The following is a 14,784-nucleotide window of genomic DNA, read 5'->3' on the forward strand; positions in this document are numbered from 1 at the left end:
GGCCCGGGTGGACCGCAGTCTCGTTCCAGCACGACGACCGACTACCTGAAAGAGGAACGCATGCGACCGAATGTCGTGGCCAGGGCCCTCGTCAGCCTCACCGCCGTCGCCGGTATCGCGGTCGGGGGCGTCGCGTTCGCCGCCCCCAGCTTCGCCGCGCCGGCCGCCTCCGTACAGGCGTCCGACGTCTCGATCCAGGCGGTGCAGAACTTCGGCCTCTCCACCGCCGAGGCCAAGAAGGTGCAGAACTGGCTGCACACGTACTGGGGTTACACCGACACCATCGACGGACAGCTCGGCCCGAACAGCTGGAAGGCGTTCCAGCGCAACCTCCAGACCTACTGGGGCTACACCGGCGCCATCGACGGCGACCCCGGCGTCAACACCATCAAGGCGCTCCAGCGGCTGCTGCAGAACTGGGGCTACACCGGCGCGATCGACGGCGACGCCGGCTCCGGCACCCGGGCCGCGTTCAAGAACTTCGCCAACGGCATCTGAGAACACCGTTGTTGACCACCGCGGGCTGTCCCTCACGGGGGAGGGACAGCCCGCGGTTCGGCGTTCTCGTCGACCCGGCGTTCTCGCTACCGTGGGGGATGTCAACGACCGAGGGGGACGGGGATGGCGGACGGGCCACTGCTCGCACAGCTGCATTTCGGGCGCGAGGACGCCGAACGGGACGTGCAGGACGGCCTGTTGCTGCGCGGCGGGTTTCTGCCCAACGCCGCGTACCGGGGCGCGCTCAGCGGGCGGAAGATGCTGATCATCGGGCGCAAGGGGTCGGGCAAGAGCGCCATCTGCATGCAGCTCAAGTCGGACGGCGTCGGCCACTACGCCGGGACCGAGCTGATCCCCCCGGACGAGACCGTCGGTGAGGAGATCCGGCGCTTCGAACTACAGGGCTTGCCCGGGGACTCGGCGAAGGCGCTGATCTGGAGGTACCTCTTCGCCGTATACGCCGCCCGGCATCTGGTGGCCCACGCGAAGGGCGCGCACGGGCGCAGGCCCGACTCGGTGAAGGCGCTGGCACGGTTCCTGAAGCAGAACGGCGAGTCGGCGGACGGCCGGTTCGGGGACCGGCTCGCGCAGGCCGCCCGGGGGTTGCAGACCTCGCTGTCCCTGGAGGCGTTCGGGATCAAGGCGGGACTGGATCTCGCGCAGGCGCCGCTGTCCGAAGGGGTGCGGGCCACCCGGCAGTTGGACGTCGTCGAGCGGGGCGTGGCGCGGGCCTTCGCCGACCTCGGCTGCGACGCTCCCGACGGTGGCGGGGCGCACGGGCCGCTGCTGCTCATGGTCGACCAGCTGGAACTGGTGTGGTCGGCCGAGACGGACAGCAACTCCATGGTGATCGGGCTGCTGTTGGCCGCCAAGCACACGGCGAGCCTCTACGGTCGCGCCGTGAGCGTCCTGCTGTTCCTGCGCGCCGACATCTACGACTCGCTGCACTTCGGAGAGGGCGACAAGTTCCGCGGCGACGAACTGCGGATCACCTGGACCGAACAGGCCCTGCGGGACCTGGCGTTGGCGCGGGCACGGGCGTCGGCCGGGGCGGAGCTGACGCCCGAGGCGCCGTGGGGAGACCTGTTCCCGGCGGAGGTCGAGGGCGAGGAGACCGCCACCTACCTCTTCCGCCGCTGCCTGCCTCGCCCCCGGGACGCGATCCAGTTCCTCAACCTGTGCCAGGAAACAGCCTCGTTGATCCACGGGCGGGACCGGATCACGGAGGCGGACGTCGTACAGGCGGGCCGTCAGTTCTCCGACTGGAAGCTGAAGGACCTGGCGCTGGAGTACCTGGTCGCGCACCCTTTTCTGAAGCATCTGTTTCCGTTGTTCCAGAACACGGGATACGTCGTGACCCGGGCCGTCCTCGCGACCCGCTTCGAGGCGGCGGCCGAGTCGCTCCACCGTCTTTTCCCCGCTTACGCCGACGCGTTGACGGTCACCGGGGTCGTCGACGTCCTCTACGCGGTGGGTTTTCTCGGGGTGCGGCGCGGCAACGACGTGGTGTTCGCCGGGGGCGACGATCTGCCCGCGCAGTTCCACGAGACGGAGTTCCACGTCCACCCGTGCTTCCGGGCGGCGCTCGGGGCCACCAGCGCGATCGACCTGCGGCACTTCGAGATCGGCGCGGCGGCCGGCCGGGTGATCCAGGGCGGCTTCCCGGGCTCCTTCGACACGAGTTCCGGGTCGGCGCCCACCCGTGACCACCGGCTGGTGCAGGAACTCCGGCGCTCCTGCCACTCGATCCTCGCCCAGACCAGCAGGGCGGTGAGCCTCGCGCAGGGCGCCCAGGACGAGATCGCCCAGCAGATCAACCGCGTCCTCGATGAGGTCAACGGCCTGTCGTCGGGCGCCACTTCGGCCTACGACCTGGAGGACCGGGTCCTGACCACCGCCCACTACTTCGACACCCTCGCCGCGCAGCTCCTCGCCGGCGGACTGGACGACACCACCGGCGCGGGGGATGTCGTGCGGCGTGTGCAGGAGGAGGCGCGGAGGCTGCGGCGCCAGGCCGGCGGGTCGTACGGCAGCTCGGGCAACTCGTCGGGGCCCTGACCCTGAAGGCGCCATACTCGTAACGGAGTTCAGGGCCGGACCGTCGTGCGGCGGTGGCGATCCGCCGACGGGGGAGGGGACGGGTGCAGGGCGAACTGCTCGCCGGACGGTTTCGCATCGGAGACCGGTTGGGTGCCGGGGGGATGGGGCAGGTGTGGGCCGCTCAGGACGAGCGGATGCGGCGGGATGTCGCGGTCAAGGTGGTCCACCCGCAGTACGGCATGGACGAGGCGGAGACGCAGGCCCGGTTCCAGCGTGAGGTGCAGCTGGCGGGGCGGCTGTCCCACCAGAACATCGTCACCGTGCACGACTGGGGCGAGGTGTCGGTGGACGGGCGGCGGACGCTGTTCCTGGTGATGGAGCTGGTGCACGGGGTCCCTTTGCACCGACGGCTGGCGGAGTCCACGCCGGCGTGGCCGCTCGCGGTGGGGTGGGGTGCGCAGATCGCGGAGGCGTTGGCGGCCGCGCACGAGGAGGGGGTCGTCCACCGGGACATCAAGCCGGCCAACGTTCTGCTCACGCCTTCGGGGACGGTGAAGGTCCTCGACTTCGGGGTCGCCAAGTTCATGGGCGAGACCATCGGGGCGCGTGAACTGACCGTCACCGGGGTGCCGTTGGGGTCGCCCCCGTACATGTCCCCCGAACAGGCGGACGGTGACCGGGCCATCGACCACCGGAGCGACCTGTACTCGCTGGGGTGCCTGCTGTACCACGCGGTGACGGGGCGGCAGCCGTTCACGGGGAGCAGCCAGTGGGCGGTGCTGCGGAAGCAGATGGAGGCGGTTCCGGAGCCGCCGGGGGTGTATGCGGAGGGGCTCCCGTCATCTCTGGACGACCTCATTCTGAAGCTCTTGGCCAAGCGCCCGGAAGACCGGCCCGCCGACGCCGTCGCCGTCTATGAAAGCCTTTGTGCCCTCCTGGCTGACCACCTGGTGACCGAGCCCGGCGTGAGCATCCTGGACGTTACGCAGTTGGGGCGCAGCCACTCCGTGGCGAAGAGGATTCTGAGGGAGGCGTGGGAACTCCTTCGCTGGACGGAGTGGAACAAGGCAGAGCAGCGGAAGGCGGCGGACCTTCACCTGACGCGGGCCCGTGCGGCGGCCGACCAGATCCTGCTCAACGCGCACGCCGCCGCCGAGACTCTCCGTTCTGCGGCGCGGTCCGCGGCGGACGCGGATCGCCACGAGTCGCAGAAGCTGCTGGCCAAGGCCAGACGGGAAGCCGACTCGACCATGGAGCTTGCCGAGGAGATCGTCGCGGACGCGGCCGTCGAGGCTCAGAAGAACGCTGAAGAGGTGCTCGGCAAGGCATCCGAGGAAGCTGCGGGCACCATCAGGGACGCTGCCGAGGAAGCTGAGCGAATCCGGCGCGACGCCACGGACGCGGCCCACCAGCTGCGCGCCGATGCCATGGCCGAGGCCAAGAAGTTCCTTGCGGAAGCGGACCGGCCTCCAGGACAGGTCGACAAGACGGTCGGGGAATCGCGCCCGACCGCCACCGCGGCCGGCAGTGGTTCACGCCTGCTCGACAGGCTCCGCGGCGGTAGCCGCGCCGAGGCCGACGAGCAGGCGAACGCACCACGTCAGCGGACCGACGAGACTCCGGTGCCCACCAAAGGCCCGGCTGACGTGGCCAAGCCGAGGCCGGCCGTGCGCACCGACGAGTCGAACACATGGCGGCCCGAGGTCGAGGAAATCCTGAAGCGCGCACGCAGGCAGAGTGAAGCGCGGCGCGGGGATCTGTCCGAGACGTCGTAGGTCACTCGCTGAGGCGGGCTCGCACCCTGCCCGGCCGGAGCAGCGTGGCAACGTCGATCGGTGCTGTCACGCTGCCCGGTGATGGTCGGGTCAGAGCTTCTCCGGCGTCCTGATCCCCAGCAGCCCCATCCCCCGCTGCAACGTCCGCGCCGTCAAGTCCACCAGGAACAGGCGGTTTTCGACGACCTCCGGGGCGTTGTCCGGGGACAGTACGTGGCACTGGTCGTAGAACGTCGTGAGGGTGGAGGCCAGTTGGTAGAGGTACGCCGTCAGCTTGTGGGGGGCGTACTCCTTGGCCGCCTCCGCCACGACCTCGCTGAACTGGTCCAGGTGGAGGCCCAACGCGCGTTCCGCCGGGGCCAGTTCCAGTTCCGGGTGGGCGACCGGGCGGGCCTCGCCGGCCTTGCGGAGGATGGACTGGATGCGGGCGTAGGCGTACTGGAGGTACACCGCCGTGTCGCCGTTCAGGGAGACCATCTGGTCCAGGTCGAACTTGTAGTCACGGACGGCGGACGTCGACAGGTCGGCGTACTTCACCGCGCCGATGCCCACGTAGCGGCCGTTGTCGATGATCTCCTGTTCCGTCAGGCCGACCTTTTCCGCCTTGTCCCGGACGACCGCCGTGGCGCGCTGGACCGCCTCGTCGAGGAGGTCCTCCAGCTTCACCGACACACCCTCACGCGTCTTGAACGGCTTGCCGTCCTTGCCGAGGATCGTGCCGAAGGCCAACTGGTACGCCGTGACGTCGTCGTTGAGCCAGCCGGCCCGCCGCGCGGTCTCGAAGACCATCTTGAAGTGGAGGGACTGGCGGACGTCCACCACGTACAGAAGGCTGGTCGCCTTGAGGTTGAAGACCCTGTCCCTGATCGCCGACAGGTCCGTCGCCGCGTAGCCGTAGCCGCCGTCGGACTTGCGGACGATCAGCGGGACGCGGTTGCCGTCCGGGCCCTTGATGTCGTCGAAGAACACGCACAGCGCGCCCTCCGAGATCTCCGCGACGCCGGACTCCTCCAGCAGACGGCACGTCTCGTCCAGCATGTCGTTGTAACCCGACTCGCCGACGATGTCCGCGTCCCGGATCTCCATGTCCAGCTTCTCGAAGACGGAGAAGAAGTAGATCTTCGACTCGTCCACGAACTTCTGCCAGGCGGCGAGGGTCTGCGGGTCGCCCGCCTGAAGGTCTACGACCCTGCGGCGTGCCCGCGTCTTGAACTCCTCGTCGGAGTCGAAGAGTTTGCGCGCGGCCTTGTAGAGACGGTCGAGGTTCGACATCGCCTCCTCGCCGGTGACGTCCGCGTCGGCGTGGTCCAACTCGCCCGGGTGCTCGTCCAGATACTGGATCAGCATGCCGAACTGGGTTCCCCAGTCGCCGATGTGGTGCCGCCGGACCACCGACTCGCCGGTGAACTCCAGGAGTTGGACGACCGCGTCGCCGATCACCGCGGAACGGAGGTGACCGACGTGCATCTCCTTCGCCACGTTCGGCTGGGCGTAGTCGATGACCGTCGTGCCGGGGTGGGCGGCGACGGGCACGCCGAGGCGGTCCGTGTCGTCGGCGTAGCGCGCGGCCAGGGTCTCGGTGATCGCGCGGTCGGTGATCGTCACGTTCAGGAAGCCGGGGCCGGAGACCTCGATGTCCTTGATCACGTCACCGGTGGTCACGTTCGCCACGACCTGGGTGGCCAGCTCCCGGGGGTTGGCCTTGGCCTTCTTCGCGAGGGCGAGGATGCCGTTCGCCTGGAAGTCCGCCCGGTCGCTACGTCGCAGCAGGGGGTCCGCGTCGGCCTCCGGCAGGGTTGCCGTGAGGGCGTTCGCGAGGCGCTGGTGGACTAGGTCGGTGAGCGACGTGACCGAGGTCATGGGGTGGGAGCCGTTCTCCTCGTGGGATGCGTATACACCGCCAGTATCCCATGGGGGGTAAAGCGAGTTTTTCGGGTGCGGGCCCGGTGGGGGCTCACCGTCACGGGCTTGGAAAAGGCGTTTTCGTGGATGCGGGCTCGCCTGGGACAATAGAACGGTCAGTCGTGCGACCGTACCGGCTGCCCCGTGCCAGAAAGAAGGACGTGCCGATCGTGGCTCAGAGCACCGAGACCACCGACTGGGTCTCCCGTTTCGCGGATGAGGTCATCGAGGAGTCGGAGCGTCGGGCCCCCGGCAAACCTGTCGTCGTCGCGTCCGGGCTGTCCCCCTCCGGGCCCATCCACCTCGGGAACCTCCGCGAGGTCATGACCCCGCACCTCGTCGCCGACGAGATCCGCCGCCGGGGTCACGAGGTCCGGCACCTCATCTCCTGGGACGACTACGACCGCTACCGCAAGGTGCCCAACGGGGTGGAGGGGACCGACGCCAGCTGGGCCGAGCACATCGGCAAGCCGCTGACCTCCGTACCGGCCCCCGCCGGCTCGCCGTACCCGAACTGGGCCGAGCACTTCAAGGCCGCGATGGTCGCCTCGCTCGCCGAGCTGGGCGTGGAGTTCGACGGGATCAGCCAGACCGCGCAGTACACCTCCGGGGTGTACCGCGAGCAGATCCTGCACGCCATGAAGCACCGCGGCGACATCGACGCGATCCTCGACCAGTACCGCACCAAGAAGGCCCCGGCCAAGAAGCAGCAGCAGAAGGCCGTCGACGCCGCCGAGCTGGAGGCCGAGGCGGGGTCCGGCGCGGCCGAGGAGGACGACGGCAGTTCCGGTTCCGCCGGCTACTTCCCGTACAAGCCCTTCTGCGGCAGCTGCGGCAAGGACCTCACCACCGTCACGGCGTACGACGACGACACCACCGAGCTGACGTACGTCTGCACCGAGGACGGCTTCACCGAGACCGTCCTGCTCAGCGAGTTCAACCGCGGCAAGCTGGTCTGGAAGGTCGACTGGCCCATGCGCTGGGCCTACGAGGGCGTCATCTTCGAGCCGAGCGGGGTCGACCACTCGTCCCCGGGATCCTCCTTCCAGGTCGGCGGGCAGATCGTCGGGATCTTCGGCGGCGAGCGGCCCATCGGGCCCATGTACGCCTTCGTCGGCATCAGCGGCATGGCCAAGATGTCCAGCAGCAAGGGCGGGGTCCCCACCCCGGCCGACGCGCTCCAGATCATGGAACCGCAGCTCCTGCGCTGGCTCTACGCCCGCCGCCGCCCCAACCAGTCCTTCAAGATCGCCTTCGACCAGGAGATCCAGCGCCTCTACGACGAGTGGGACAAGCTGGACGGCAAGGTCGCGGACGGGTCCGCCCTTCCCGCCGACCTCGCCGCGCACGCCCGTGCCGTCCGTACCGCCGCCGGTGACCTGCCCCGCACGCCCCGCCCGATGCCGTACCGGACCCTCGCGTCCGTCGCCGACATCACCGCCGGAGCCGAGGACCAGACGCTGCGCATCCTCAGCGAACTCGACCCGGCCGACCCCCTGTCCACCCTCGACGAGGTCCGCCCCCGGCTCGACAAGGCCGAGGCCTGGATCAACACGCACGTCCCCGCCGACCAGCGGACCATCGTGCGCGACGAACCCGACACCGAACTCCTCAAGTCCCTCGACGAGCCCTCCCAGCAGTCGCTACGACTCCTGCGCGACGGCCTCGCCGACCACTGGTCCCTGGACGGCCTGAGCCACCTCGTCTACGGCGTCCCCAAGGTCCAGGCGGGCTTCTCCGCCGACGCGACCGCCAAGGAACTCCCGCCGGAGATCAAGACCGCCCAGCGGACGTTCTTCGCCCTCCTCTACCACCTGCTCGTGAGCCGCGACACCGGCCCGCGTCTGCCCACGCTGCTCCTCGCGGTCGGGCAGGAGCGGGTGCGGAGGCTGCTGGGGGAGTAGGAACACGGCAACGACGAAGGGCCCTCTTCCGAGGGCCCTTCGTCGTTCTCCCGTCTCAGGCGATGTGCTCTTCCTCAAGCTGTGTCGTGTGACGGTTGGTGAAGCGGGTGACCATCCGCTCGGCCTCGCGCTGCGGGAGCGTGATGCCGTACGTGGCCTCCACGTCGCCCCGGAACTGGCCCGAGGTCGGGTAGCTGCCGTCTATCGACTTCTTGAAGACCTGGTAGTACTCGTCCTCGGTCAGCTCCGTGCCACCGCCGGCACCCATCTCACGGGTACGGCCGGGGCCCGACGGGATCGGGAAGGTACCGGTGTCCTCCATGGAGGGCTCGGGAGCCGGGGCGGGCTCCTCCTCCTGCTGGAACGCCTGCTGCCGCGGGAACGGCTGCTGTTGCCGCTCGTACCGCTGCTGTTCCTCCTCGTACTGCTGGAACTGCGCGGCCTGCTGCTGCTCCGCGTACCACTGCCGGTACGCCGAGTCCGGGTCGTACGTCGGGTCGTAGCCGCCCTGGTACGCGACCGTCTGCGGGTCCCGCGCCTGCAGCCACTGGCTCTGCGCCTGCGCGTAGTCCTCCGGCTGCTCGGGGGGCTCGTTGTTCGCCTCGGCCGCGGGCAGCTGCTCGCGGACCGGTGCCGGGGTGTTCTGGACGGCCGGTGCCGCCGACTGTTCCGGCTCGCGGGCCGGCTCCAACTCCGGGGCGGGGGGCAGCAGTACGGGCTCGATGCCCGCCGCGGCCAGGCCCGAGGGGGCCGTCTGCGCGAGCGGGACGCCGTAGCGGGCCAGGCGCAGCGGCATGATCGACTCCACCGGGGCCTTGCGGCGCCAGGCGCGGCCGAAGCGGGAGTGCAGGCGGGCCTGGTAGACGAGGCGGTCCTGCTCCAGCTTGATGACCTGCTCGTAGGAGCGCAGCTCCCAGAGCTTCATCCGGCGCCAGAGCAGGAACGTCGGGACGGGGGAGAGCAGCCAGCGGGTGAGCCGGACGCCCTCCATGTGCTTGTCGGCCGTGATGTCGGCGATGCGGCCGATCGCGTGCCGGGCCGCCTCCACCGAGACCACGAACAGGATCGGGATCACCGCGTGCATGCCGACACCGAGCGGGTCGGGCCAGGCCGCGGCGCCGTTGAACGCGATCGTCGCGACCGTCAGCAGCCATGCCGTCTGGCGCAGCAGCGGGAAGGGGATCCTGATCCAGGTCAGGAGCAGATCGAGGGCGAGCAGGACACAGATGCCCGCGTCGATGCCGATCGGGAAGACGTACGCGAAGTTCCCGAAGCCCTTCTTCAGGGCGAGCTCGCGCACGGCGGCGTACGAACCGGCGAAGCCGATACCGGCGATGACGACCGCACCGGAGACGACCACACCGATGAGCACCCGGTGCATACGTGTGAGCTGAATGGGTGCGGACACCCGGACTCCCCTCCCCTTACATGTTGTTGCGCGCAACAGGGTGGCACATGTGTGCGGCGTCCTGGGTGCCGGTCCGTCAGGAGCCCGGTCCGCGAAGGGGCCGGGCTCCGTCAAAGGCCTGTGCTGACCTGCGAGTTGAGGTCCGGAAACGAACCGGATGTGAAATGTGCGGTCAGCTCTTGTCGGCGGCGGAAGAGGCGGAGGAGGAGGCCGTGGCGGCCGGGGCCTTCGCGTCCGACTTCGCCGCGGACTTGGAGGCGGAGGGGGAGGCGGACTTGGTGGAGGCCTTGGAGGGCGACTTCGAGGGCGTGCTGCTCGCGCCGCCCGAACCGGAGCCCGAACCCGCGCCCGCACCCGTGCCGTTGGCCGACGTGACCGCCGCCACGGCCTCCTTCACGGCCTTCTCCGCCGCCTTCGTCAGCGTGTCCGCGCTCGGCGCCTTGTCGCCCGCGAGGCCCGCGCCGTTGTAGTCGATCGTGACGACCACGTTCTCGACCCGCGCCACCACCGTCTGCTGCTTGAAGGCGCCTTCCTTCTTCTTCAGGTCGTAGCGCACCGCCGTCGCCTCGTCGCCCGCGCCCGCGACCGGCTCCGACTTGGCGTTCTTCGCGCCGGTGACGGACTGCGCCTCCTGCACCTGCTTCGCGTAGTACGCGGCGGCGAGCTTGTCGCCCTCGCCCTGCGTCTGCGAGGAGTCGAACCGCAGCAACGACACGTTCAGCCAGCGGAACTGCGAACCCTTGACCCCGTTGTTGTCCAGGCTCGTCCAGGAGCAACTCCCGCGCGACGCCGTGTCGCTGGACGTGCCCTCCTTGCCCGACTTGGCGCCCTTCGGCACCAGATCGGTCAACGTCTTCTTCGGCAGCACCGCACACGGCTCGGGCAGCTTCTTGTACGCCGCCGCCTGCACCGTCGGAGCGGCGGTCGCGTCGGCGGACGTCGTCGCACCGGGGCCGGTCGTGTCCTTGCCCGCGCCGTCGTCGGAGCCGGAGTCCGAGGAGCAGCCGGCCGCGATCAGCATCACCGGGACGGCGGCCGCGCAGACAAGGAGGCGGCTCAGACGCTTCGCCCGCTGCTGGTCACTGTGCTCTCGCTGTGCTGGTTGATGCATGGTTCCTTCACTCATGACGCTCGTGGTTCCTGCCGTCGGATCGGGTCCGAGGGGCCACGGTACGCGGTGAGTCACCTGTGCGGTCTCCGTTCACGGGCTTTGCGCGACCCCGCGAACGGCACCCCGCGAGGCCCTAACCGTTGAGCGAGTCGGCCAGCTGCGCGGCCAGTTTCCGCGCCCTGTCCTGCATCTTCTGGCTGTCCGGCACGACACCGACCGTCGCCGGCTGCTCCGCGTACTCGATGGTCACAATGACGTTGGACGTGCGAAACACCACAGTCACCGTGCGCTGCTGAGCCGTCGATCCGGAACTGCTCAACGCGTCGTCGAGGAACGCCTCGTCGCCGAGACCGGAGAGGGCGCGGGGTTCGAGACCGGTGGGGGAGGCGGTGGCGGACGCCGAGGCGGAGTCGGAGGCGGACGTGGAGGACGAGGGGGTGGCGGAGGGCGTCGCGGAGTCCGAGGCCGACGCCGAGTCGGACGCAGACGCCGACGCGGAGTTCGACTCGGTGTCCGACGCCGTGGCGCTCGCCGTCGGCTCCGGGAGGTCCGCCGCCGTCTCCTTCGTCGCGAAGATCGTCTGCGCCTGGTTGTCGTCGCTCACGGCGTTGTCGTAGGACACCACCCGCTCGAAGTCGACCAGGAGATGGTCGGTCGCGTCCGTGGACTCGACCTTCCAACGGCAGCCCACCTTGCGGTCCGTGTCGTACGTCAGCGTCGCGTCGCCCGCGTACGCCGCCTCGCGCTGATCCGCGTCGGTGATCTGCTGGAGGCCGGGGAGCAGGGAGTCCAGGGTGCCGTGACCGACCGCCCCGCAGGGCTCCGGAAGCGTGCGGTACTTGCCCGGCTGGGCCACCGCCGTCGCCGTACCGGCCTCGCCCGGGTTCGCGTCGTCCGTCGTACCGCTGTCGGCCGAGCCGCTCGTGCAGCCGGCCAGCAGCGCCACGAGGAGCGCGGCGGTGCCGGATACGTAGGCCTTCCGCTGCACGGTCGGGCTCCTCTCGACGGTGTGTCGGGTAGGGAGGTGTCGGGTGTCTTCTCTGCCCCTCGACCCCTTGAACGATCCAGGGTCTGCCAGTGTCCCCGCTGGTTAATCGCTTGCCGCACCGGGGGACCCCCTGGAGACAATGTCTATCGCACGCACAGCCGTGGACGCCGGTCCGCTGTCCCTTTCGTTGACCTTGGCGCCGGTTTTGCGATGTATGGCTTTTGACTTTTTTTGATTATTTCCGGGGGAATGAGGACGCTATGTCGTACGTGGAGATGCCGGGCGCGAAGGTCCCGATCCGTATGTGGACCGACCCGGCGTCGGTCGAGGAGGGCGCGCTCCAGCAGCTGCGCAACGTCGCGACCCTGCCGTGGATCAAGGGCCTGGCGGTCATGCCGGACGTGCACTACGGCAAGGGCGCGACGGTCGGTTCGGTCATCGCGATGCGGGGCGCGGTGTGCCCGGCGGCGGTGGGGGTCGACATCGGCTGCGGGATGTCCGCGGTGAAGACGTCACTCACGGCGAACGATCTTCCCGGCGATCTGTCGCGGCTGCGGTCGAAGATCGAGCAGGCGATTCCGGTGGGGCGGGGGATGCATGACAGTCCTGTGGAGCCGGGGCGGTTGCACGGTCTGGCGACCGGCGGGTGGGACGACTTCTGGGGGCGGTTCGACGGGGTCGCGGACGCGGTGAAGTTCCGGGAGGACCGGGCCACGAAGCAGATGGGCACACTTGGCGGAGGAAATCACTTCTGCGAAGTATGCGTGGATTCGGACGGTTCGGTGTGGCTCATGCTCCACTCCGGTTCCCGGAACATCGGCAAGGAACTGGCCGAGCACCACATCGGAACGGCCCAGAAACTCCCGCACAACCAGGGCCTGGTCGACCGCGACCTCGCCGTCTTCATCGCGGACACCCCGCAGATGGCGGCGTACCGCAACGACCTGTTCTGGGCGCAGGAGTACGCGAAGTACAACCGCACGATCATGATGGCGCTCCTGAAGGACGTGATCCGCAAGGAGTTCAAGAAGGCGAAGCCGGCCTTCGACTCGGAGATCTCGTGCCATCACAACTACGTGAGCGAGGAGCGGTACGAGGGCGTCGACCTGCTGGTCACCCGTAAGGGGGCGATCCGCGCCGGCTCCGGCGAGTACGGGATCATCCCGGGCTCGATGGGCACCGGTTCGTACATCGTGAAGGGCCTCGGCAACGAGAAGTCCTTCAACTCCGCGTCGCACGGCGCCGGTCGGCGCATGAGCCGGAGCGCGGCCAAGCGTCGCTTCTCGACGAAGGACCTGGAGGAGCAGACACGGGGTGTGGAGTGCCGTAAGGACTCCGGCGTCGTGGACGAGATCCCGGGCGCGTACAAGCCGATCGAGCAGGTCATCGATCAGCAGCGGGACCTCGTCGAGGTCGTGGCGAAGCTGAAGCAGGTTGTCTGCGTGAAGGGTTGAGTCAATTGCTCTGAGATCTCTCTGAGACCGCTGTGAATTCACGCCTCATTGCTGTGGATTCCAGTCGCCGACGCACGTCAAATGCGTGGTCCATTCACACGCTCCAGCGGCGAAAGCATTGCTTGCGCGCGTTCCTCATTGCTGGCCTCGAAATCCGCTGTGATGCTGCCCGGGTGTTAGCCCGACCCCACCCGCAGCGTCTCGGAGGACAGCACATGACGGAGCCGTACCGGAATCAGAGTGAGTTGAGTCGGCGGGCTGTCGTGGCCGCCGGGGCGGTCGCCGCTCTCGCGGGGACCGCCCTCGGCGCCGCCACCTCCGCGCAGGCCGCCACGAAGGCCACCGGCGGGCTGAAAGCCGGGGTCGGCAGGGCCGCCTTCACGCCCGCCGCCTCGCTGCTGCCGCTGGACAACTTCACCGCCGTGCACGACGACCTCAACGTCCGTGTCCTGCTGGTGGAGTCCGGGTCCCGGCGTATCGCGCTGGCCGTGCTGGATCTGACCTCGATCAGCGCGGAGGCGATCGCGTTGATGCGGGACGCCATCACCGCGGCCTCGGGCGTGACCACCGCGAACATCATGGTCACCGTCACGCACTGCTTCTCCGCGCCGCATGTGCAGGCGAGTTCGTCCTCGGCCGGTGCCGCCGCGTACGTCCAGAACATCGTCGCCGCCACCAGGTCCGCCGTCGCCGACGCCGTCAAGAACCTGCGGGACGCCGAGGTCGGCTACGGCTCCGGTCGAGTTGACGTCAACGTGAACCGCAACGTCCTCACCGCCGACGGCTATTGGCTCGGTGTGAACGAGCAACTGCCCTCGGACAAGGGCGTGCACGTCGCCCGGTTCAACGACCTCGACGGCAACCCGATCGCCGTCCTGGCCAACTACAACGTGCAGTCGTGCGTGATGCAGGACTCGGTCATGGCCGACGGCACCCTGCCGATCACCGCCGACCTCGGCGGCGCGGCCATGGCGCACGTCGAGACGCAGTACCCCGGTGCCGTCGGCTTCTGGCTGGTGGGCGCGTGCGGTGACCAGTTCCCCGCGTACCGCTCGAAGCGGTACACGATCGACAAGGACAAGGGCTGGACCTACGGCGTCGATCTGCACGACGCCGGGTTCGCGCTGCTGACCGCGCAGGGCGAGCGGCTCGGGAACGAGATCGTGCGGGTGGCGCAGGGGATCGGCAAGTACGAGAGCGGCAAGCACGTTGTGGTGCGGCTCGTCACCGACGACATCACCACGACCCAGGTCACGGGCCCGCAGGCGAGCGCGCCCACCAAGACCGCCACCTTCACCCCCACCGGCACCGCCCAGGTGCCGATCTGGGTCTTCCAGGTCGGCAAGGGCGTCTTCGCCGGTGTGGAACCGGAGTTGTCCACCACGACCGCGAACGCGATCCGTGAGAACTCGTCCTTCTCCAGCACGTTCGTCATGTCGATGTTCGAGGGCGGCGCCAAGAACATGCCCGACAAATGGAATTTCGACCACGTCACCTATGAGGCGGTCGACGGCTTCTACATCAAGGGCACCGCGGAGAAGGCCGTGGCGCGAATCGATCGCATCCTCAAGTCCCTGAACTGAATCGAGGTGATGACGGCAATGGCTACAAGGCGCGCCTTTTTAGGGCGGGTTCTGGGGACGGCCGTAGTGGCCACCACGGGCCTTTCCGCTTGTGATTCGGACTCGGACTCGGATTCGGGGA

General features: G+C 69.0%; 10 protein-coding genes. 6 read left to right on the forward strand and 4 right to left on the reverse strand.

Annotated features, from left to right (window positions below; translation table 11 throughout):
• Nucleotides 1-60 precede the first annotated feature (60 nt).
• The 3 genes from OG496_RS32595 (at nucleotide 61) to OG496_RS32605 (ending at nucleotide 4,313) form a co-directional block, all read left to right on the forward strand.
• Nucleotides 61-498 carry a peptidoglycan-binding protein gene (locus tag OG496_RS32595; RefSeq protein WP_405973465.1) on the forward strand — a complete coding sequence of 146 codons (438 nt, stop codon included), beginning with the start codon at nucleotides 61-63 and terminating at the stop codon, nucleotides 496-498.
• Between the two features lie 123 nt (nucleotides 499-621).
• A complete protein-coding gene (locus OG496_RS32600) occupies nucleotides 622-2,556 on the forward strand; it encodes a P-loop ATPase, Sll1717 family (protein ID WP_405973466.1) in 1,935 nt (644 codons plus the stop codon).
• 83 nt (nucleotides 2,557-2,639) lie between these two features.
• On the forward strand, nucleotides 2,640-4,313 hold the full coding sequence (locus tag OG496_RS32605; RefSeq protein ID WP_405973467.1) for a protein kinase domain-containing protein: 1,674 nt from the start codon (nucleotides 2,640-2,642) through the stop codon (nucleotides 4,311-4,313).
• 90 nt (nucleotides 4,314-4,403) lie between these two features.
• Here OG496_RS32605 and argS read toward each other — a convergent pair whose 3' ends face one another.
• Nucleotides 4,404-6,173, reverse strand: a complete 1,770-nt coding sequence (argS, locus tag OG496_RS32610; protein WP_405973468.1) for an arginine--tRNA ligase — start codon at nucleotides 6,171-6,173, stop codon at nucleotides 4,404-4,406.
• 203 nt (nucleotides 6,174-6,376) lie between these two features.
• Here argS and lysS point away from each other — a divergent pair, with 203 nt between their 5' ends.
• Nucleotides 6,377-8,119, forward strand: a complete 1,743-nt coding sequence (gene lysS / locus OG496_RS32615) for a lysine--tRNA ligase (RefSeq protein ID WP_405973469.1) — start codon at nucleotides 6,377-6,379, stop codon at nucleotides 8,117-8,119.
• Nucleotides 8,120-8,174: 55 nt separating this feature from the next.
• Here the strand turns inward: lysS and OG496_RS32620 are convergent, their stop codons facing one another.
• The 3 genes from OG496_RS32620 to OG496_RS32630 form a co-directional block, all read right to left on the reverse strand.
• Entirely contained in the window at nucleotides 8,175-9,500 is a 1,326-nt protein-coding gene (locus tag OG496_RS32620; protein WP_405976755.1) for a DUF2637 domain-containing protein, read from the reverse strand.
• Between the two features lie 199 nt (nucleotides 9,501-9,699).
• Nucleotides 9,700-10,653: a DUF3558 family protein gene (locus OG496_RS32625; RefSeq protein ID WP_405973470.1), complete on the reverse strand. Its 954-nt coding sequence runs from the start codon at nucleotides 10,651-10,653 to the stop codon at nucleotides 9,700-9,702.
• A gap of 118 nt (nucleotides 10,654-10,771) precedes the next feature.
• Complete coding sequence (locus OG496_RS32630; RefSeq protein WP_405973471.1) at nucleotides 10,772-11,626, reverse strand: DUF3558 domain-containing protein; 855 nt, start codon at nucleotides 11,624-11,626, stop codon at nucleotides 10,772-10,774.
• A 260-nt stretch (nucleotides 11,627-11,886) separates the two neighbouring features.
• On the opposite strand from OG496_RS32630, the gene OG496_RS32635 reads away from it, so the two are divergent.
• Both OG496_RS32635 and OG496_RS32640 read left to right on the forward strand, forming a co-directional pair.
• Nucleotides 11,887-13,080: an RtcB family protein gene (locus OG496_RS32635; protein ID WP_366497468.1), complete on the forward strand. Its 1,194-nt coding sequence runs from the start codon at nucleotides 11,887-11,889 to the stop codon at nucleotides 13,078-13,080.
• A 215-nt stretch (nucleotides 13,081-13,295) separates the two neighbouring features.
• Nucleotides 13,296-14,663 carry a hypothetical protein gene (locus tag OG496_RS32640; protein ID WP_405973472.1) on the forward strand — a complete coding sequence of 456 codons (1,368 nt, stop codon included), beginning with the start codon at nucleotides 13,296-13,298 and terminating at the stop codon, nucleotides 14,661-14,663.
• The last annotated feature ends 121 nt before the right edge of the window (nucleotides 14,664-14,784 follow it).

Source organism: Streptomyces sp. NBC_00988 (genome assembly GCF_045162645.1).
Taxonomy (GTDB): Bacteria; Actinomycetota; Actinomycetes; order Streptomycetales; family Streptomycetaceae; genus Streptomyces.